Below are 20,705 nucleotides of genomic sequence, written 5' to 3' on the forward strand. Positions count from 1 at the left end.
CGACTTGTTACGTCAGGATTTACGTAAATGATAACCTAATTGGAGCGGTCATGCGCAGCCGTTTACTTGCCACGATTATTGCCCTGTCCGCGTTTCATGCGGTGGCGAGCCCGGGCAGTCCCGACGCGCCGCGTTCCCACGCGCCGGCCTGTCACACAGGCAGCTACCGTATGGCCGATGGGAGCATGCTCGACATCGGCCCGGGCGCCCCGGGCGCACTTCGCTGGCGACGCCCCGATGGCCGAACAGGAGCACTCATGCCGCAGGGTGGTGACCTCTGGACCAGCACCCTGGGCTGGACCGACCGCCCCGATGGTCATCGATTGGCGGTGATGGATTGCGACCGCGGCGAGATCCGCTTTGACGACGTGGAGGGGCACCGACAGTCGCTCGTGCAGATGGATACGCGCTTCCAGGGGAGCGGAGTCCTGTTGAATGGGCGGTTGACGCTGCCGCCGGGTGAAGCACGTGTTCCGATCGTCGTGCTGATCCACGGTGCCGAACGATCGTCGGCGGTGGACACCTATTCACTGCAGCGCGAACTGGCAGGCCAAGGCATCGGCGTCTTCGCGTACGACAAGCGGGGCACCGGACGTTCGGAGGGCCGTTACACGCAGAACTACCTCATTCTCGCGACCGACGCGATCGGCGCCATGCACGAAGCCCGCCGTCTCGCCGGCAAGCGCGCCGGACGCATCGGATACCAGGGCGGCAGCCAAGGTGGCTGGGTGGCGCCTTTGGCCGCGAAGATCGAGCCAGTTGACTTCGTGATCGTCAGCTTCGGCTTGGCCGTGTCGCCGATCGAGGAAGATCGCGAGGCGATCGCGTTCGACATGACGCGCGCCGGCTTCGGTGCAGACGTGCAGCGCAAGGCCGGCGAAGTGGCCGAAGCGACGGCTGCCATCATCGATAGTAATTTCACCGAAGGGTTCGACCGGCTCGATGCACTGAAGGCGAAGTACGGGAAAGAGCCGTGGTTCCGGTTCGTCCGCGGAAACTTCACCTCGCACCTGCTTTCCACTCCCGAGGCGGTGGCTCGCCGGGACTTTCCGTCGCTGCTGGAAGGCGTGCCGGCGCACTACGATCCGATTCCCGTGCTGTCCAACCTCGACGTGCCGCAACTATGGATCCTCGGCGGACAGGATCGCGACGCGCCCCCCTTCGAGACGCTGCGTCGGCTGGAGGAGCTGAAACGCGCGGGCCATCCCATCACCACGGCCGTATTCCCGCAGGCCGACCATGGCATGTACGAGTTCGAAATTGACAAGGAAGGTGAGCGGGTATCGACACGGCAGCCAAAGGGGTACCTGGAGATGATGGTGAACTTCATCAAACAGGGAACCGGTTGGAGTCGGAATGGTCCTGGTGCTGCCTCGCGGTGAGGGTTCGACGTCCCCCCGGGATTGATCGGCAAGACGAGAAATCGGCCCCCGATGAAAAACGTTGACAATAAAAAAGGGTCTTCACCCAACTGAGGGGAGAGGCTCACGGCCGACCCGCTAGATTGTGGTTGTCGAGACTACAAACTGGGATCGGCCGTGACCAAACTAGATTGTATGCCGTTAGTGGGAGGCTGGACTGGGTGTCGCCTGGATGGGCGGCAAGGCGAGTACCGCGTCAGCCGCCTTGGAGCAGGCATTGATTACCCGATTCGGAACATTGGGCGGGGTACTGGAACCGCTCCTACTGCACTCTGACGATGGCATGGTTCTCACCAGCCGTGACTCCACGCGCCTAGTGCTCAGCTACGGTCTGAAACAGGAGTTCATCACCCCGCATTGCCTACAGCAGAATGGGATGGTTGAACCGGTGATCCGGACGCTCAAGGAGTAGTGCGTGCATCGATCATCGCTTTGAGAGCCAAATCCACGCCCTGCGCGTGACCGGCGACTGGATTTCCTTCTACAATCACCAGCGCCCCTCATCAGGCGCCGAAGATGATGACTCCGGACGCGGCCCTATATGACCTGAGCAGAAACCGGTGGGTCATTACACAGCGGGGCACTGGCAAGCCATCGAAGGTAAACTGCTAAATACGCGGGTATTCCGAGGAATACCGAGTTGGCGCCGCCCGAAGTCAAGCTTGGTCGGGTCAGTCCCGCGCCAGCTGCCTCCGGAGAGACGCGCCGAACCGGAGGGGCGCCCCTTTTGCCTGGCGAAAAGCGAGCTAGCATACTCACTACGGGTACGCTTGATGGAGTCGAATGCGCACCTACGGCGCGGCTAGGATAGAGGGCAGGCTTTCAGAACTACGGCTTGCTCTGTGGCGAAGACAAGAGTGCATGGCCCCCGCAAGCAGTGGTATCCGCCGCAATATCCCTCAAGTATTCTGATGATCTTCCATCGAATGGACCGGACATGACTCTTGTAATTGCGGCTCACAGCTTACCCAACGAACGTCCTGGCCTCTGGTTCGCAGCAGACAGCATGATTTCGCGAGAACGGCCAGTTCTTTGCGAGTACAGGAAGATCTACGAAGTTGCTGTGCGCGTCAACGCACCAAATTTTCGTGTTCATAGCATTGCCGCGTTCGACAATGTCATCTATGAGCAAGCTATAGCTGTCGCATTCGCTGGTAACCTGACCACTGCCCATCACATCCTAAATCAAATTTCGGACCATCTTAGTCGACTCATTGCTTACCAAGATGACGCGGGAAATCCGACACTCAGCATGGAGTGCAGTTTCGACTCAAGAAGGGCTTTTGGCACTCATTTCCATCCGCACGAATATCCAGATTTCCATTCCGCAACAAGTCTTCTAACCGCGAGCTTCATTGCCAATGTTGCACAACACGCTTTCAACCTCGCAGTTCAGTCTGGGCGGCGCTACAAATTCAATGAAGATGAAATTGAACACCTAATCGCTCAGGTTGTCATTGGAATCCGATGCCCCACGGCCGGCACTTTCCACCTCTACTGCCTTATTCCCTCATTTCCCGCTCCTGGCTATTTCCCTGACGTAAGGATGGAAGAGATAGGGCCTGGCAAAGTTGTAACGATTGGAACTCCCAATCAGGAAGCTTCAACTCAGGCCTGTCATGATGCAGCGCGGGAGGGAGGGAAGGAACTGGGCGAAAGCCTATTCTCGCATCTGGTAGCACTCGTTGATGGCAATTCTATTCCAACCATCGGACATCCTTGCGTTCTCAAAGAACTAACCGACAAGGGTTTACTGGCAAGGAGAACGTCTGGCCTGCAGATTGGCGCCGGTGATGCGAACCCCAACCTCAAAGGAAAAGATCACATCCCGGTGCGAATTTAGTCAAAGCTCGATAGGCTGCAAACACCAATTGACTCTCGGAAGATTACACGCGAGTCGTTTTCAACGAATTACGCAGTAGCACGATCGCTGCCGTCAGCTCCTCAACCTCAGCCGCAAGGAGCTGGTACTCATCAGTGACCTGCTCTTGGCTTTTATTTGCAAGGAAGAACAGCTTACCTGCAGCCTCGTTAAGGGCGATGCACAGCGGAGCTCCGCTAGAAACGCCATTTATATCAGCCCAGCGTTTAAGCGCGCCACTCGACAGACCAAACAACTCTTCAGCCCACCTGTGCGAGTTGACGATCTCAAGAATTTTTCGCTGAGCGTCAATCCTGTTGTTAAACTCACTCACTTTAGACCGCCCATTGTTAACCTCTCCATCCAATCATCCACATCGGCCAATGACTCAATGCAAAGCCCAATCTCTTTCTCCGAGACCACTTCTCCATAACCCCGGGTCGAAAGCAATCGGGACCTCATGAGGACCGAGAACACGTCCGGATCAATCTCAAGCGAGGGAGTCACTCTGAGCGGGGAGTATCTAGAAAACACGGGACTTCCCACCGCCACCGAGTAGCACGTGGCAATATTTCTAAGCGCCAAAAAAATGCATGAAAGGTGAAAAACCTGACTATTTCCTGCCAACGACAAGGATCTCATTGATACATGGAATAGCTCCTTAAACCTTTTGGAGTCCACGTCAAAGCTTGAGTAACGAGCGGGTTTACCCAAGGCAGAAATAAAATCCACGCCGTCTGATGAATATATTAGTTTTGATTCGAGATGAAGATGCCAAGCAAATGGATTCCCCCGAATCCACACCTCTCTCATCCGATCTTTCGTGTAGACAGAGAACTTATCAGGATTAAGCGCATCACTACTTGAATCGACACAAGCAAGCAAATCGACGTCAGATCCCCGATCAAGTTCCCCTCGACAAACAGATCCGAAAGCGTAGATATGCATTCAAATCACCGCCGACCGAACCGTTTGACGAGTATCGCAGTGAGAAACGCAAAGCTTAGCAACCTACATGCAGAGACCAGCCCGGAAATCCACACGGGGTAGGCGTAAGGATTTTCAATTCCAAAGAAAACACCTGGAGCTGAGGCTAGATTAGAGAGATAGCTGCGGATGTCCCATGGATCGGCAAAGGCGACGGTACTGTAGATTGCTATCACCACATGCGTCACCACGATCGCACGCAAGAGTTTGAAAGTGCTCTCGCCATTCCCCCACACGGCATCCAGAATTTTAAACTCGATCCATTTCAGGAACTGCGGAAGCCTTTTCCATCCCGGATACTTTTTAGAGAAATAAGTCTCACTCGATGACCAAGATTTCTTTAAATATACCGACGTAGCTTCAAGCTCCAAACGAATTGCTCGGTTCACAGCCCTTGCATCGCCCACTTGCTGAAAGTTCATGCGAAGCGAGCGAGCGAAACGCATCTTCAGATTCTCTCGGCTCGGCGCCTCACTCTCCAAAATGTCATCATCAATGTGACAACGCTCGAAAGTGACATACTCGAAGTTGCAACCAGAGAACGAGGACTGATGCAGATTGCATGCAACGAACCTCGACCCGGTAAAGTCGCACGAGTCAAAAACACATTTGTTCAAATAACAGCTATCGAAGACACAATGCTGAAACGACACATTTTTGAACCTTATCATCTTCGCTGTCAAACGGACATAAATTTTGAGAGCAAGCTCTTTTGAGTCCGCAACATCCAAGGCGATATATCTATCTTTAAGCTCCAGCCGATTACCCTTGAGAAGTGCGACCGGAAGATCGTCTCCGTCCGCTGATTTCACGTCTGGATCAACGGACTGAGCGTCAGCACCTAGAGACTGATCGTCTTTCATGGAGAATCCTTTCAAAATTCTCGAAAATTATCTAGAAACACCAGAGAAAAGATAGGCTAGGTTCTCACGATCAGTCTATACCTTGAGTGGCAGGCCACCCTGCCACTCGAAGATACAGCGAAAGAGCTGCTCGGTTAGAACGGAATATCGTCGTCCGCGAAATCGTCCATCGGCGGAGCCGACTGCTGCGGCGGCTGCTGCGGGCGCTGCTGCTGGCCGTAGCCACCGCCGCCGCCGCGCTGACCGCCACCGCCACCACCACCACCACCACCACCACCACCACCACCGTATTCCTGGCGCGGGGCCTGCGGGCGCTGCGGACGATCGCCGCCACCGCCACCGCCACCGCCGCCGCCTTCACCACGGCCGCCCAGCATCTGCATTTCGTCGGCGATGATGTCGGTGGAGTACTTCTCCACGCCATCCTGGCCGGTGTACTTGTCGTAGCGCAGGCTGCCTTCGACGTAGACCGAGCTGCCCTTGCGCAGGTATTCGCCGGCAATTTCGCCGAGCTTGCCGAAGAACACCACGCGGTGCCATTCGGTGCGCTCCTGCTGGTTGCCATCCTTGTCCTTGCGGACGCTGGTGGTGGCCAGGCTGATGCGGGTGATCGCCATGCCGCCTTGGGTGTACTTCACGTCCGGGTCGTTGCCGAGGTTGCCGACCAGGATGACTTTATTGATACCGCGCGCCATAGGGGTGCTCTTCCGTTGTCCGAGGGCAGGCCTGAGAGATTACACACTCTTGGAGGTGCGGATACACCGGCCGCCCTGCGGGAAATCTGGGTGGGATGACAGAATGCCCAATTCTATCATCCCTGCCTGCCCGACCTCTGTCGGGGATGCCCCTGATCGCCTTCGGGATTTGGCTCGACCATTGCGGGACAAGGCCTCCACGCTGCCGCCCCGGTTTGGCCCGCGCTAGACTCGCGCCATGCCCAACCACGAAATTTACGTCAGTACCGATGTGGAGGCCGATGGCCCCATCCCCGGCCCGCATTCCATGTTGAGCTTCGGGTCGGCCGCCTATCTGGCCGACAAGACCCTGGTGGCGACCTTTTCGGCCAATCTGGACACGTTGCCCGGGGCCCGGGGCCATCCCGACACCATGGCGTGGTGGACAACCCAACCGGCCGCGTGGGCGGCCTGCCGAAGCGACTGTGAGGCGCCGGAGGCGGCGATGCGCCGCTACCTCGCCTGGCTCAAGGCGCTGCCGGGCAAGCCGGTGTTCGTGGGGTATCCGGCCGGGTATGACTTCCTGTTCGTGTACTGGTATCTGATGCGGTTTGCGGGGGAGAGCCCGTTTTCGCATTCGGCGTTGGATATCAAGACCTTTGCGATGGCGATGCTGAAGACGGAGTACCGCAGCGTTACCAAACGGACCATGCCCAAGCGCTGGTTCGACCGGCTGCGGCACACGCATGTGGCGTTGGATGATGCGATCGAGCAGGGGGCGTTGTTCTGCAACATGCTGGGGGAGAGCCGGCGGTAAAAATGGGCCTGATGGTAGAGCCACGCCCTGCGTGGCTTCGCGGTCCTGAACGGAGAGCAGCCACGCAGGGCGTGGCTCTACGCGTCCCAACGGCCATTACGTCACCGTGGCATCATGATCTCCGTCGTCACAGCCCTGCCCTCCATGACCATCCGCGGCAAAGCCACCTCCCTGGATATCGCGCACCTGGCCGGGGTTTCCCAGCCGACCGTGTCGCGGGCGCTGCGTGGCAGCCCGATGGTGAACCAGGAAACCCGTGAGCGGATCCTGCGCATCGCCCGGGAGCTGAACTACAAGGTGGACAAGAATGCCTCCAGCCTGCGCCTGCGCAATGCCGGCACGCTGGCGCTGCTGTTCTTCGAAGATCCCACCAACGACGATTCGCTGATCAACCCGTTCTTCCACGCCATGCTGGGCTCGATCACCCGCGCCTGCGCGCTGCGCGGCTACGACCTGCTGGTGTCGTTCCAGCAGCTGTCCACCGACTGGCAGGCCGATTACGAAGACAGCAACAAGGCCGACGGCATCATCCTGCTCGGCTACGGCGACTACCACGAGTCGCGCGAGCGGCTGCAGCGGCTGGTCGAACAGGGCACCCACTTCGTGCGCTGGGGGGCCGCCCTGCCCGACCAGCCCGGGGTGTCGATCGGCAGCGACAACTTCCAGGGTGGCTTCGACATCACCGCCCACCTGCTCGACCAGGGCTGCAGACGCATCGCCTTTGTCGGCCACGCGTCCAGCCACTACCCAGAGTTCGAGGAACGCTACCGCGGCTATGTGGCCGCGATGGCCGAGCGCGGCGTGCCGGTCGACCCGGCCCTGCAGTTCGATGCGATCACCACCGAACAGTCCGGCTACGATGCCTGCCAGGCGCTGCTGGCCGATGGGCAGCCCATCGATGCGGTCTTTGCGGCCAGCGACCTGATCGCCATCGGTGCGATGCGTGCGCTGCGCGAACGGGGCCTGCGCATTCCGCAGGACGTTGCACTGGCCGGCTTCGATGACATTCCACTGGCGGCGTCGGTCTCACCGACGCTCTCCACCGTCCAGCAGGACACCAAGCAGGCCGGGCAGCTGCTGGTGGAGCGGCTGCTGGCACTGATCCAGGGCGAACCGGTGGAAAGCCAGACCATTCCGGTGAAGCGGGTGCTGCGGGAATCGTCGCTGGCCGGGCGCTGACCTCGTCACCTCAGCGCCTGCTCCGCATCCACGATATCCACGCCCTGCATCTGGCCCAGCCACTGATCGAAGTACGGCTTGTGCGAGGCGCCCACCAGCGACAAAACCCGCACGCCTGGGCGCTCGCGGAAGGTTTCCAGGATGTTGGCCACCATCCGCAGGTTGCGGATTTCCCAACCGCTCACCCATATCCGCGGGTAGTGCTCGGCCGATGTTGCACGCAGGGTGGCGCCGACGTTGACATCGGTCAGTACGTTGAGCCGTTCGGGCGCATTGATGAAGCGGTACAGCGGCAGCAGGTCGCGGTCTTTCGCCATCTTGTCTTCGATGGCGATGTTCTTGTCCAGCTCTGCCTTGCCGGCGTTCCAGGCCTGTTCCAGGGCACTGCCGAATGCCTTGCGATCCTGGATCTGGATGTTGTCGCCGGTGTGGTCGTCGATGGCGTACACGCGGGGTAGGTCCAATCGAGCCGCCAGCTGCGCGGCGATCTGGTAGCTCTCGTTCTGGCGGGTGGCGATGGTGTTGAGCAGGGCAACCAGCGTGGCATCCAATCCGTCGCCAGCGCGGCGCTCGCCCGGCGCCAGCTGCAGCCATTGCGCATAGGCCGAGGCCCGCTCGTTGGCGGCCAGCATCCACGCGGCCAGCTGGCGGCGCTGGGCCGCCGTAGGCGCCTTGGGCCAGCTGGCCAGGGCGGCGTTGACCTTTTCGATCGCGGCTGGCGTCTGCAGGCCGGTGGCAATGCGTGCAGCTTCGGTACTGGCGCAGTAGTCCGGGCCGTAGACGCTGGGATGACGCTCGGCCAGGTCGCACTGCTCACCGCTGATGTCCTCCACGGTGATGATGTCCGGCTTGTACGCCGCCAGTCTGTCCAGCAAGGGCCCGAGCGCGCCTGGCTGGATGCCGCCCTCCACTTCGCCCAGGTGTACGCTGCCCAGCACCAGTACCTGCGTGCGAGGGCCAGTCATCTCCCTGTCCAGTGTGCCCAGGTCCACCGGCGTCGCTGCCGCGACGGGAAAGCCTGCTGCCAGCATCAGCGCCAGCCCCAACGTGCGTCGTTGCATGCCCAGCCCTCCCGATCCTCGATCGCCGCATTGTTGCCGAACCCGGCAGCGCACACGCGTGACCTTGGACAGGGTGCCGTCCGTCAGGGAACCGGCGTCAGGCGAAGTCCTTGAGGATTTCCTGGATGCCCGGCCATGAGAGCTCCATGCCCAGCGAGGTGCCGGGGTTGACCACCACGCCGTAGCCGCCTGGCACGCGCCTGAGCACTTCCAGCATCTGCATGCGGATCGTATGCGGGGCCTGCTGGCTGTGGAAGCCGACCCGGGCCATGTCGGTGAACACCGCTACGTGCAGGGTGCCCTGCTTGTCGAACAGCAGTGGGTCGAAGCCGCTGCCGTCGGGGGTGACCAGGCTGCCGGTGAGCAGCACCACGTCCGAGGCGACGAAGGCCTTCATGAAGGCGCTGATCGGGGTCTGCCCTTCCATGGCGGATTGGAGGAGCGATTCGATCGGGGTCTGGGGGCCAGGGTCGGTCATGAACGGGGTGCGGCGGCGCGACGGAAGACAGCACATTCTACCCGCCCGGTAGCGCCGGCCGTTGGCCGGCCCGCATGGACCCAACCGTACGTGGGCCGGCCAACGTTATGCCCGCCGTCCTGGCGGACACCCTTCGGGCCGTCGCCACGCGCCGAAGAGAACGGCTCCTGCCGTTCTCTTCGGCGCTACCGGTCCAGGCGCTTGGTCCTTGCCTGCTGGTCCGCAACCGCCTTCACCAGCTCTACTTCCAATTCCTTCTGGTTCACTGCCGCATCCAGCAGGAACACCTTCACCCCGTGCGCGGGCACTTCGGCCTTGAGGCTGCGCTTCACGTTCTGGCTGCCACCGCCCAGCGCGTCGCGCCAGGTGCCCGGCTGCAGGTAACGGCTCACCTCGAAAGTGCTGACGGTATCGCCCTTGTTGAGCAGCACCAGCGCGGTCTGTGCGGTGTCGCCCTGCTGCAGCACGCGGTAGAACACGGCCTGGTCGCCCTGCAGGCGTTCGTTGACCTGCAGCCCACGCTGCAGGGCCGGAGTGGCCTGGCGCAGTTTGGCGATGCGCTGCAGCGGCGCGAAGATCGGGCTTTGCGGGGCGGCGTTCACGCGTTCCTGGCCGAAGTAGGCGCGGTTGCCCGCGTGCTCGGCACGGCTGCGCATGAAGCCGGTTTCCGAGCCGTAGTACAGCACCGGAATGCCGCGCGCGGTGAACAGCCAGTTGTGCGCATCGATGAAGCCGTTGTCGCTGGCGTCCAGACGGGCCATGTCGTGGTTGTCGTAGAAGCTCATCAGCTCATACGGATTCGCATACGGGCCGCCGACCAGGTGCAGCGGTTCGACCAATGCCTCAAAGCCCTTCTGCTCCTTGCCGAACACGCTCGACATCGCGCCACGCAGCGGGAAGTCCAGCACGCTCACGTTGGCGTTGGACGGCCAGGTGTGCTCGGCAATCTTGCCGGCGTCATAGTCGAACGCTTCGCCGAACATGAACATGTTCGGGTGCTCGGCGCGGATGCGGTTGACGAATTGGTGCCACCACGGGTGCGGCAGCCAGCCGATGGTGTCGATGCGCAGTGCGTCCACGCCCTGCGCGGCCCACTGCAGGTAGGCCCCCACCAGGTAGTCCATCACCGCCGGATTGTCCTGGTTGAAATCGCCCAGCTCGGCCAGGTTGCCGTCGAAGATCGAGCCCTTGTCCGCATCGACCGGGCCGATGTTGTTGTAGAACGCGTGCAGCGGGTTGTGCTTGGGATCGAGCTGCTGCGGCGGCAGGTTCTGGTGGTCGGCGATGAGCGCTCCGTCCTTGTCGAAGATCTGCCCGAACTGCGGCTGCTTCACCGGCATCGTCCAGGCGGGCGATCCGTGGTTGCCGACGATGTCCAGCACCACCTTCAACCTCGCATCGTGCAGGCCGCGGGTGAGCCCGGCAAAGTCCAGGTCCGCGCTCGGCAGGTGCTCGTCGAGCTTGTAGAAGTTGATGCCCCAGTAGCCGTGGTAGCCGGTCTTGCCGCGGTCGGTCAGGGTGCTGGTGCAGCTGATCGGCTTGCTGCCGGTGAACGCTTCATCCGGGTTGTCGATGATCGGGGTGATCCACACCGCGCCGAAACCGAGGTTGCGGATGTACTGGGCATTGTCGAGCACGCCCTTGAAGTCGCCGCCCAGGTAGCCGATGTTGCCATCCACCTTGTCCGGGCACGGCACCGGAATGTCGAAGGTGCGGTGCTTGCCGCCCTGGTCGCGGTGGTCGTTGGACGGGTCGCCGTTGACGAAGCGGTCGGTGACCACGAAGTACACCGCATCGCTGGCGAACGGCTCCAGCGTGCCCACGTAATCGGGACGCGGCGCGGCAACGGCATTACCGGCCAGCAGTGCGGACGAAAGGCCCAGCCACAAACACGAACGAGACAGCATCAGACAACCTCCTGGTGGGACGGTACCCGCAGCACGCACAACCCGGCGATCAACAGGCTGACGCCACCCAGCGCCAGCACGTGCATCGGATTGCCACCCAGCCACAGGCGCAGCATGAAGCCCAGCGCGCTGGCTGCGACCAGCTGCGGGATGACGATGAAGAAATTGAACAGGCCCATGTACACGCCCATCTTGGCCGCCGGCACGCTGTCGGACAGCAGCGCATACGGCAGCGACAGGATCGAGGCCCAGGCAAAGCCGACCCCGACCATCGACAGCAGCAGCCACTTCGGGTCGTCGATCAGCATCAGCGAAATCAGTCCGAGGCCACCCAGCCACAGGTTGACCAGGTGGCTCAGGCGCAGGCCAAGCAGTCGCACCATCAGCGGGATCAACAGCGCGGCCAGCGCGGCGAAGCCGTTGTAGGCGCCGAACAGCACGCCCACCCAGTTGGCGCCTTCGTTGTAGGCGGCCGACGCCGGATCGGTGGAGCCGAAGTGGGTACCGGCCACGGCGGCGGTGGTGTAGATCCACATCGCGAACAGTGCGAACCATGAGAAGAACTGCACCCACGCCAGCCGGCGCATGGTGCGTGGCATGCTGCGCAGGTCGTCGACGATGGTGGCCAGCATGTGCGGGCCGGGCAGCACCCGCGCCACGCCGAGCAGCAGGCCGTAGGCGATGCACAGCCCGGCCAGCACGTAGAGCATCTTGTCGCCGTCGCGCCAGGCGATGGCAGCCGCCAGTGCCAGGCCCAGCGCGATCCAGCCGCCGACCTGCAGCAGCGGCGGCGGCCCGGCCACGGGCGCGGACTGGTGCACGGCCGGCGGTTCGGCATCGTCGAAGCTGGCCAGCTCGGCCGGCGAGTACTCGTCGGTGCTGAACACCGTCCACGCGATGGAAGCCAGCAGCACCACCGCGCCGAAGTAGAACGCATAGCGCACCGTGGGCGGCACTTCACCGGCGGCAGCCGTATTGGCCACGCCGAAGTGAGCCAGGATGAATGGCAGGAAGCTGGCGACGATGGCGCCCACGCCGATGAAGAAGCTCTGCATCGCATAGCCGGTCGGGCGCTGGCGCGGCGCCAGCTTGTCGCCGACAAAGGCACGGAACGGCTCCATCGAAACGTTGATGGAGGCATCCAGCACCCACAGCGTGCCCGCCGCGATCCACAACGTGGGCGAGTTCGGCATCACCAGCAGGGCCAGCGTGGTGAACACCGCGCCGATCATGAAGTACGGACGACGGCGGCCCCAACGCGTCCAGGTGCGGTCGGACAGGTAGCCGATGATCGGCTGCACCAGCAGGCCGGTCAGCGGCGCGGCGATCCATAGGCCCGGCACCGCATCCATCGGTGCGCCCAGCGTTTCGAAGATGCGGCTCGCATTGGCGTTCTGCAGCGCGAACCCGAACTGGATGCCGAGGAAGCCGAAGCACATGTTCCAGATCTGCCAGAACGACAGGGTCGGCTTGGCGGTGCGGCTCATCGCGCGGCCTCCGCGTCGCCGGCTACCGGCGAGATCAACAGAGCGCTGACCTTGGCCGCGTTGAGCACGCCGTCGCGGCCGCCCTTGCCACCGTTGTACTGGGCGAAGTGTTCCAGCGCGCTCATGTTGAAGCCCGGTTCCAGGGTGAAACGGCAGCTGCCCTTGGGCAGATCGAATTCGGCGGCGGTGGAGTCCTGCGGGCCGACACTGTGCGGCATCACCATGGTGGCGCGCTGCGCGGGCTTACCCGCACATTGCACGGCCAGCGCCTTTACGGCAGCGGTGACGCCGGTGTTGATCGGGCCGTTGGGGTTGTCGTAGCGCAGGCGGACACGCACACGGGTGGGCGTGGTTGCCATCCAGTTCCATTGGGTCGCGCCGGCCAGGCGTTGCTGCGGGCCGACGCAGGTCATCGGGCTGTGCAGCGATTCCAGTGCGCCTTCGCGGCGGGTGAGGCTGAGGCAGTGCTGATGGCCGTCATCGGTGAGGGTGTGGGTGGTGGTGCCTACCGGGTTGCCGTCCTGCCAGAGTTGGTGGTTGGCGGGGATGGCGAACGTCCAGGTCTTGCCGCGTTTCAGGGGCTTCGGCGCCGCCGGGGTGGTGGGTGCGAACGCGTTGGGGTTCGCGGCTGGCACCGGTGCCGGTTTCGATGCGGACGACGCGTGCGGCTCCAGCTGGACGGTTACGGTGTTGCCTTTGCGGGTGGTTTTCTTTGCTACCAGCAGTTCGCCGTCGAGCTTGCGCGGGCGTTTGAGGATGTAATGGGTGGTGCCGTCGTCGAGCTCGATGCTGTTGCGCGTGCCGAACAGCTGCGGCACCAGGGCCACCGGCAGCTTGGGCGCGACGGTGCCGTCGGCTTCCACGCCGAACACGCCTTCCAGCACCATCGACAGGTAGCCGGCCACCGACCACAGCTGGCGCGGCGAATTGACCACCGGGCCGCTCAACGGGCCTTCGTCAACGTGCACGGCCAGCGTGCGCATCTCATAATTTTCCATGTTCGAGCCGGCCAGCGCGCTGCCACGCATCAGTGATTCGATCTCGCGCTGGATGCGGGTGGCATCGTCCACTTTGCGTGCGGCGCGCAGCGAATACGCGCTGACGAACGGCCACACCGCGCGGTTGTGGTAGATCGGCTGCTGCGCTTCCTGCGGCCACACCACCGGGCTGCCGCCTTCCACGTACGGATAGTTGGCCAGCGAACGGCGGGCGCGCTCGGCCGGGAACACGTCGGCCAGCACGCCCAACGAGATGCCAAGCAGGTCGTACTTGGCGTACGGCACCGGGTGCGCGGCTTCGCCGATGTAGCTCATGTACATGCCGGCATCTTCGCGCCAGAAACGCGCGTCGATCTGCCTGGCCAGCGCGTCGGCCCAGGCCGCGTATCCGGTGGCGCGGTCGTCGCCCAGCTCACGTGCGAACTTCTCGGCCAGCCGCAGCGCCTGGTAGTGCAGCACGTTGGTGGACAGCGCGAAAGAGTCGCCGATGAAGCGCACGTCCTTGCGGGTCCAGTCCGGATAGGTCTGCTCGCGCCAGTCCAGGAACGAGGTCTCGCCACGGTACAGTCCCGTGCGCGCGTCGAACACCATCGCGCGGTCTTGGGCAAGTGTGGCCTGCAGGGCGTCCCAGGTCTGGTTGGCGAAGACGCCACTGTCGAGCAGGTCGCGCGCGGCCAGGAACCACACCACGCGGTCGCTGCTGATCGGCCAGCTGCCGCCGGAGCCGGTGTCCTGGGCCACGAACAGGCCGGGGGTAACGCCGTCGCGGGCGGTGGACAGCTTGAACTGCAGCGACTGGCGGGTGCGGATCGGCTCCAGCCGGGCCAGCGCCAGGTCGGCGGCGAAGCTCACATCGCGCGTCCACACGTAGGGCCAGCGCTCACCGGTCTGGAAGCATTCGCAGTCCACCGGGTTGCCGAAGTTGAAGGCCGGGTCGCGGATCGCATCCACGCGGTCGGCCGCCATTTCCTGCTGGGCCAGCGCGAACAGCGCATCGAACATCACGCTGTCGGTGCGGCTGTGCATCGGCTGGGCGCTGATCGCCACCGGCTTGCCATCGGCCAGCAGCTGGAAGCTGCCGTCGGCGCCAGCAATGGCACGCGCCGTGCGGCCATCGAATGTCAGGTCCGCCGCCGCAGCGGTGGACACCAGCGCCGCCCCGAGGGCAGCGGTCAGGCAGATCGTCTTCAGCATCGAAAAGCGGCAGACCGGCTTGCGCCCGTCGGCCTTCCTCCCTTCTTGCACGCGGTATGGTTCGGCAGCGCCGGGGCGCTGTCGTCGCGGCCCCCTCCCAGGGTGCCTGCCTGCATGGTAGGCGACGACTGTCGCCCGTCGCACCGCACAGGCAACATCGATGCCCGCTTGCATACGTATTCATGGCCTGGCGCGGTGAGGCCGCGGCACGCGTGGCTATAGTCCGGGGCAGAGTCGCGCTGCCCTGGGAGGGGAAATGCCATTGGATTTGCCGTTGTTGCGCGCCGTTGCCGCGCCCCGCCCGCTGGCCTGGCTGGCACTGTCGTTGTTGCTCTGCGCTGCGGTCGCGCAGGCCGAACCGGTCACCGTGGCCAGTGCCAGCTCGCCGGGCAAGGTGCTGAAGGTGTCGCTGCAGCTCGATGGCGGCAACCCCAGTTACCGGGTCGAGCGCCTGGGCCAGACCGTGGTGGCCGACTCGAAACTGGGCTTCCAGCTGCGCGACGGCCGCCTGGACCGCGACCTGGCGGTGCTCGGGCAGGACACGCGCAGTGTCGATGACACCTGGGAACAGCCCTGGGGCGAGCGCCGCAACGTGCGCAACCACTACAACGAAGTCACCGTCCACCTGGGCGAGCGCAGCGGCGCCAAGCGCCGGCTGGACGTGGTGTTCCGCGTCTACGACGACGGCCTGGGTTTGCGCTACCACTTCCCGGAACAGCCCGGTCTTCGCGAAGCGATCATCGATGACGAGCTGACCGAATTTGCGATCGCCCCCGAATCCACCGCGTGGTGGATCCCGGCCGGCGAGCCCATCCATTACGAATACCTGTACCAGCGCACGCCGCTGGACCAGGTGCCGCTGGCGCATACCCCGCTCACCCTGCGCAGCCACGACGGCCTGCACATGGCGATCCACGAAGCAGCGCTGGTCGATTACGCCGGCATGTGGCTGCGCCGCACCGACGGGCAGCGCCTGCGCGCGCAGTTGTCGCCGTCAGCCGAAGGCTGGAAGGTGCGCCGCACCCTGCCCTTCGATACGCCGTGGCGGACGCTGCAGATCAGCGACACCGCCGGCGGGCTGGTGGAATCCAACCTGATCCTCAACCTCAACGAGCCCAACGTGCTGGGCGATGTGAGCTGGGTAAAGCCATCCAAGTACCTGGGCGTGTGGTGGTCGATGCACCTGGATGAAGAGAGCTGGGCGACCGGCCCGAAGCATGCGGCGACCACTGCCAAGACGAAGAAGGTGATCGACTTCGCGGCCAGGCACGATTTCCGCGGTGTGCTGGTGGAAGGCTGGAATCCGGGCTGGGACGGCAACTGGGTCGGCAACGGCTACGACTTCGATTTCACCCGGGCCACCCCGGACTTCGACATCGAGGCACTGTCGGCGTACGGGGCGAAGAAAGGCGTGCACCTGATCGGCCACCACGAAACCGGCTGCGCGATCGAGCACTACGAAGACCAGCTGGGCGCGGCATTGGACCTGTATGCGCGGCTGGGCGTGGATTCGTTCAAGAGCGGCTACGTCTGCGACGACGGCCAGGTGGATCGGCGCAATCCGGCCGGCGGCCCGCTGTGGCGCGAGTGGCACGACGGCCAGTTCATGGCCCGCCATCACCTCAAGGTGGTGCAGGAAGCGGCCAAACGGCACATCGCGGTGAACCCGCACGAGCCGATCAAGGACACCGGGCTGCGCCGCACGTATCCGAACTGGATTTCGCGCGAAGGCGCACGCGGCATGGAGTACAACGCCTGGGGCCAGCCGCCGAACCCGCCCGAACACGAGGTCAACCTGGTGTTCACCCGCCTGCTGTCCGGGCCGATGGACTACACCCCCGGCATCCTCAGCCTGAAGGGCCGCCACGGCCAGGCCATCCCCAGCACGCTGGCCCGCCAGTTGGCGCTGTACGTGGTGATCTACAGCCCGATACAGATGGCCGCCGACCTGCCCGAACACTATGAACAGCACCGCGAGGCGTTCCGCTTCATCGAGGACGTGGCCGTGGACTGGGACGACACCCGCGTGCTGGATGGCGAGGTGGGCGACTACGTGACCATCGCACGCAAGGACCGCAACAGCCGCGACTGGTTCCTGGGCAGCATCACCGATGAGCATGGGCGTTCGCTGCCGGTGCCGCTGTCGTTCCTGGAACCGGGCGTGCGTTACCGCGCCGAGATCTACCGCGACGGCGACGGTGCCGATTTCCAGCGCAACCCGTTCGCGTTCAAGCGCGAAACCCGCGAGGTCACCAGTGCCGACACGTTGAACATCGTGCTGGCACCCGGTGGTGGCCAGGCGATCCGATTCATACCAATGTAAATGACACGCGCGCTGCACCTCGGTAGCGCCGGCCATTGGCCGGCCCACGGATCGCCTGAGCCGGCCAACGGCCGGCGCTACCGGAAACGCGGCGCCCTGAAACCGCTTTCAACCACCGCATATTCCATTGAATACGTATGCAGGGTGATTCACCGCGAAGGCGCCCTGCCTACCATAGCCACGCAGTCAACGGCCACCGCGCCATGACACCTGCGGCAATGCATCGCCGTTGACCACAACATGTTTGGCAACATTGCCTGGGAGGGGAAAATGTTGAATCGCAAGCGCAGCGCGCTGAGTATCGCGCTGGCCGTCGCCCTGACGCCGTCATTGGCGTTGGCGCAGTCCACCACCACCGATCCGGGCACCACGCCGCCGGCCGGTTCCGCCGCCACGAACCTGGACACCGTCCAGGTGACCGGCATCCGCCGCGGCATCGAAAACGCCATTGCGATCAAGCAGGACGCCACCTCGGTGGTCGAGGTGATCTCGGCCGAAGACATCGGCAAGCTGCCGGATGTGAGCATCGCCGAATCGTTGGCCCGCCTGCCCGGCCTGGCCGCACAGCGCGTGGCCGGCCGTGCCCAGGTGATCAGCGTGCGCGGTCTGTCGCCCGACTTCGCCACCACCCTGCTCAACGGGCGTGAAGTGGTCAGCACCGGCGACAACCGCAGCGTGGAGTTCGATCAGTACCCATCCGAGCTGGTCAACGGCGTGACCGTGTACAAGACCCCGGATGCGGCGCTGGTCGGCCAGGGCCTGTCGGGCACCATCGACATGCAGACCGTGCGTCCGCTGGCGTTCGGCGAGCGCGTGATCGCGCTCAGCGGCCGCTACTCGAAGAACTCGCTGGGCAAGGCCGCCAACGTGGATGCCTACGGCAACCGCTTCAGTGCGAGCTACATCGACCAGTTTGCCGATAACACCTGGGGCATCGCACTGGGCTACGCACACAGCGACAACCCGATCCAGGAAAACCAGGTCGGCCTGTACGAGCCGTGGACCACCGAGCAGACCGACCAGGGCAACCGCCCCGGCGTGGCCCCGGGTACGGCGTTCTCCGACGGCATCAAGGCGCTGCGCCGTACCGGCAACGCAAAGCGTGATGGTTACATGGCCACCGTGCAGTTCCGCCCGTCCAACATGTGGACCAGCACGCTGGACATGTTCCACACCGAAGCCGAGCAGATCGACACCGCCAACCAGTTCGAGGTCAACCTCAGCAACTTCAACGGCGGCTACACCCCGGGCCTGCTGATCAGCAACCCGCAGGTGAACGGCAACGGCACCTTCACCGGCGGCACCGCCAGCGGCGTGTACCCGCTGGTGCGCGGCATGTACAACAAGCGCGAAGACAAGATCGACGCGTTCGGCTGGAACAACGAGCTGACCTTCGACAGCTTCAAGCTTGCCGCCGATGTGAACTACTCCAAGGCCACGCGCGATGAGCTGAACCTGGAAAACAACCTGCAGCTCACCCCGATGCCGCAGCTGGACACCATCGGCCTGGCCATCAACCCCGATGGCTTTTCGCAGATCCGCCCGGGCCTGGATTACTCCAACCCCGAAGCGCTGTACCTGACCAACACCATCTATGGCTCGGGCTACGGCAAGGTGCCGCAGGTGGAAGACCGCCTGAAGGGCGCGCGCCTGCAGGGCACGTTCAACATGCCCGAAGCGCTGTCGTGGTTCCAGGACGTGGACGTGGGCGTGAACTACGCCGACCGCCGCAAGGAGAAGACCCAGGCCGAAGGCAACATCCTGCTCGGCGCACAGGGCGACGCCAACGTCGGCAACGACCTGCAGTACGCCCCGGTCAACCTGGGCTTTGCCGGCATCGGCTACATCCCGGCCTGGAACGTACCGGCCGCGGTTGATCGCTACATGGAATTCAACCCGGTCACCAACCTGGATTACCTGATTCCCAAGTCGTGGGTGGTGCAGGAAAAGACCACCACTGCCTGGGTCCGGGCCAACATCAACACCGATATCGGCAACGTGGGCGTGCGCGGCAACATCGGCGTGCAGATGATCACCACCGACCAGAGCTCGCAGTCGAACTACTTCGACCGCTCGCGTCCAGTCGGCCAGGAAGTGCTGCCGATCGATGAAGGCAAGAAGTACACCGACTGGCTGCCGAGCCTGAATCTGGCCTTCACCTTCCCGCACCAGCAGACCCTGCGTTTCGCGGTGGCCAAGCAGGTCGCGCGTCCGCGCGTGGACCAGATGCGCGCAGGCCTGGAGTTCGGCGTGGATACGGCCACCGGCAGGCCGGGCGGCAGTGGCGGCAATCCGCTGCTGGATCCGTGGCGCGCCAATGCCATCGACTTGTCGTATGAGAAATACTTCGGTGAAAAGGCGTACGTTGCCGCAGCCGTGTTCTACAAGGACCTGAAGAGCTACATCTACACCCAGTCGGTGGATGACTACGACTTCAGCAACCTGCTTGGCGGCTACGTTCCGCCACCGGGCATGACCGCACCGGTCCTTACCACCGGCACCTTCTCGACGCCGGAGAACGGCAACGGCGGCACCCTGCGCGGCCTGGAACTGACCGCCTCGCTCCCGCTCGAGATGCTGGCTGCCCCACTGCTCGGCTTTGGCGTACAGGCCAGCGCGACGTTCAACGACAGCGACATCAAGATCATGGACCCGGAAAGCGCCTCCAGCGTGGGCACCGATCCGATCAGCCTGCCGGGCCTGTCCGAGCGCGTGTACAACTTCACCGCCTACTACGAGCGCAATGGGTTTGAAGCGCGCGTGAGCCAACGCCGTCGTTCGGACTTCATCGGTGAAATCGGCAACTTCAATGGCAACCGCACGCTGCGTTACGTGGTGGGCGAGAACGTGACCGATGCACAGGTCAGCTATACCTTCGCCGACGACAGCGCGCTGCACGGCCTGACCCTGCTGCTGCAGGGAAGCAACCTGACCAACGAGCCGTACCGCACCTATGCGGGCACCAAGGATCGGCCGCTGGAGTACATCGAGTGGGGCCGTACCTACATGCTGGGCGTGAACTACAAGTTCTGATCCAGGCATGGAAGCACGAACGAAGAACCCGCTGCGCGAGCAGCGGGTTTTTTGTTGCGGGTCAGTGGTGAATCAAACGCGGCTGCCGGTGGGGTAAATGCGGGACCGCCATACCCTTGTCTGCGAATGTCCCCCGGCGGCGGCCTGCGGCCGCCACCTCCTCCTTTACTTCGCCACAAGGGCATGGCGGCCCCGTACTCACCCCACCGGCGTTGCCCCGTGACGCCCGCTTTTCCCTCCCAACCGCAAGCCGAGCCCCGTCGCGGCCGGTAGGTCCCTGGCAAAGTAAAGGAGGAGGCCGTCGCCGCAGGCGTCGGCCGGGGGACATTTGCATAGGGGCCTGCCGGCCGCGGCGGGGCCCTCAACGCTCGCGATGAACCTGATCGAAGACCGCGCACCCAGCTTCCACGGCCCTCGGAATC

At 63.4% G+C, this 20,705-nt stretch carries 15 protein-coding genes; 6 read left to right on the top strand and 9 right to left on the bottom strand.

What is annotated here, in order from left to right; translation table 11 throughout:
* Positions 1–50 precede the first annotated feature (50 nt).
* On the top strand, positions 51–1,382 hold the full coding sequence (locus WIX41_RS04205; RefSeq protein ID WP_339445906.1) for an alpha/beta hydrolase family protein: 1,332 nt from the start codon (positions 51–53) through the stop codon (positions 1,380–1,382).
* A gap of 976 nt (positions 1,383–2,358) precedes the next feature.
* On the top strand, positions 2,359–3,264 hold the full coding sequence (locus WIX41_RS04210) for a hypothetical protein (protein ID WP_339445907.1): 906 nt from the start codon (positions 2,359–2,361) through the stop codon (positions 3,262–3,264).
* A 43-nt stretch (positions 3,265–3,307) separates the two neighbouring features.
* On the opposite strand, the gene WIX41_RS04215 is transcribed toward WIX41_RS04210, so the two are convergent.
* The 4 genes from WIX41_RS04215 to WIX41_RS04230 form a co-directional block, all read right to left on the bottom strand.
* Positions 3,308–3,616, bottom strand: a complete 309-nt coding sequence (locus WIX41_RS04215; RefSeq protein WP_339445908.1) for a hypothetical protein — start codon at positions 3,614–3,616, stop codon at positions 3,308–3,310.
* Positions 3,613–4,230 (bottom strand): nucleotidyltransferase domain-containing protein, encoded by a 618-nt coding sequence (locus WIX41_RS04220; protein WP_409187320.1) that lies wholly within the window; start codon positions 4,228–4,230, stop codon positions 3,613–3,615. Before WIX41_RS04220 ends, WIX41_RS04215 begins: the two co-directional genes overlap by 4 nt.
* Positions 4,231–4,235: 5 nt before the next feature.
* Positions 4,236–5,132 carry a pentapeptide repeat-containing protein gene (locus tag WIX41_RS04225; protein ID WP_339445909.1) on the bottom strand — a complete coding sequence of 299 codons (897 nt, stop codon included), beginning with the start codon at positions 5,130–5,132 and terminating at the stop codon, positions 4,236–4,238.
* 134 nt (positions 5,133–5,266) lie between these two features.
* On the bottom strand, positions 5,267–5,827 hold the full coding sequence (locus tag WIX41_RS04230; protein WP_339445910.1) for a single-stranded DNA-binding protein: 561 nt from the start codon (positions 5,825–5,827) through the stop codon (positions 5,267–5,269).
* A 238-nt stretch (positions 5,828–6,065) separates the two neighbouring features.
* On the opposite strand from WIX41_RS04230, the gene WIX41_RS04235 reads away from it, so the two are divergent.
* Both WIX41_RS04235 and WIX41_RS04240 read left to right on the top strand, forming a co-directional pair.
* The gene (locus WIX41_RS04235) at positions 6,066–6,623 is read left to right on the top strand and encodes an exonuclease (protein ID WP_339445911.1); all 558 of its coding nucleotides are present in this window, start codon (positions 6,066–6,068) and stop codon (positions 6,621–6,623) included.
* Between the two features lie 144 nt (positions 6,624–6,767).
* A complete protein-coding gene (locus tag WIX41_RS04240) occupies positions 6,768–7,802 on the top strand; it encodes a LacI family DNA-binding transcriptional regulator (RefSeq protein WP_409187447.1) in 1,035 nt (344 codons plus the stop codon).
* 5 nt (positions 7,803–7,807) lie between these two features.
* On the opposite strand, the gene WIX41_RS04245 is transcribed toward WIX41_RS04240, so the two are convergent.
* The 5 genes from WIX41_RS04245 to WIX41_RS04265 all read right to left on the bottom strand — a co-directional run bounded on the left by WIX41_RS04245 (position 7,808) and on the right by WIX41_RS04265 (position 14,927).
* The gene (locus WIX41_RS04245) at positions 7,808–8,848 is read right to left on the bottom strand and encodes a DUF5694 domain-containing protein (RefSeq protein ID WP_409187448.1); all 1,041 of its coding nucleotides are present in this window, start codon (positions 8,846–8,848) and stop codon (positions 7,808–7,810) included.
* Positions 8,849–8,960: 112 nt separating this feature from the next.
* Complete coding sequence (locus WIX41_RS04250; protein WP_339445914.1) at positions 8,961–9,341, bottom strand: SseB family protein; 381 nt, start codon at positions 9,339–9,341, stop codon at positions 8,961–8,963.
* A gap of 185 nt (positions 9,342–9,526) precedes the next feature.
* On the bottom strand, positions 9,527–11,248 hold the full coding sequence (locus WIX41_RS04255; protein ID WP_339445915.1) for an alpha-amylase family glycosyl hydrolase: 1,722 nt from the start codon (positions 11,246–11,248) through the stop codon (positions 9,527–9,529).
* Positions 11,248–12,735 (bottom strand): MFS transporter, encoded by a 1,488-nt coding sequence (locus WIX41_RS04260; protein ID WP_339445916.1) that lies wholly within the window; start codon positions 12,733–12,735, stop codon positions 11,248–11,250. The genes WIX41_RS04255 and WIX41_RS04260 overlap by 1 nt, the downstream gene beginning before the upstream one ends.
* Positions 12,732–14,927 (bottom strand): hypothetical protein, encoded by a 2,196-nt coding sequence (locus WIX41_RS04265; RefSeq protein WP_339445917.1) that lies wholly within the window; start codon positions 14,925–14,927, stop codon positions 12,732–12,734. Before WIX41_RS04265 ends, WIX41_RS04260 begins: the two co-directional genes overlap by 4 nt.
* Positions 14,928–15,183: 256 nt before the next feature.
* On the opposite strand from WIX41_RS04265, the gene WIX41_RS04270 reads away from it, so the two are divergent.
* Positions 15,184–17,250 carry a glycoside hydrolase family 97 protein gene (locus tag WIX41_RS04270; protein ID WP_339445918.1) on the top strand — a complete coding sequence of 689 codons (2,067 nt, stop codon included), beginning with the start codon at positions 15,184–15,186 and terminating at the stop codon, positions 17,248–17,250.
* 270 nt (positions 17,251–17,520) lie between these two features.
* Positions 17,521–20,283 carry a TonB-dependent receptor gene (locus WIX41_RS04275; RefSeq protein ID WP_339445919.1) on the top strand — a complete coding sequence of 921 codons (2,763 nt, stop codon included), beginning with the start codon at positions 17,521–17,523 and terminating at the stop codon, positions 20,281–20,283.
* The last annotated feature ends 422 nt before the right edge of the window (positions 20,284–20,705 follow it).

The sequence above is a fragment of the Stenotrophomonas sp. AB1(2024) genome (assembly GCF_037482345.1).
GTDB lineage: Bacteria > Pseudomonadota > Gammaproteobacteria > Xanthomonadales > Xanthomonadaceae > Stenotrophomonas.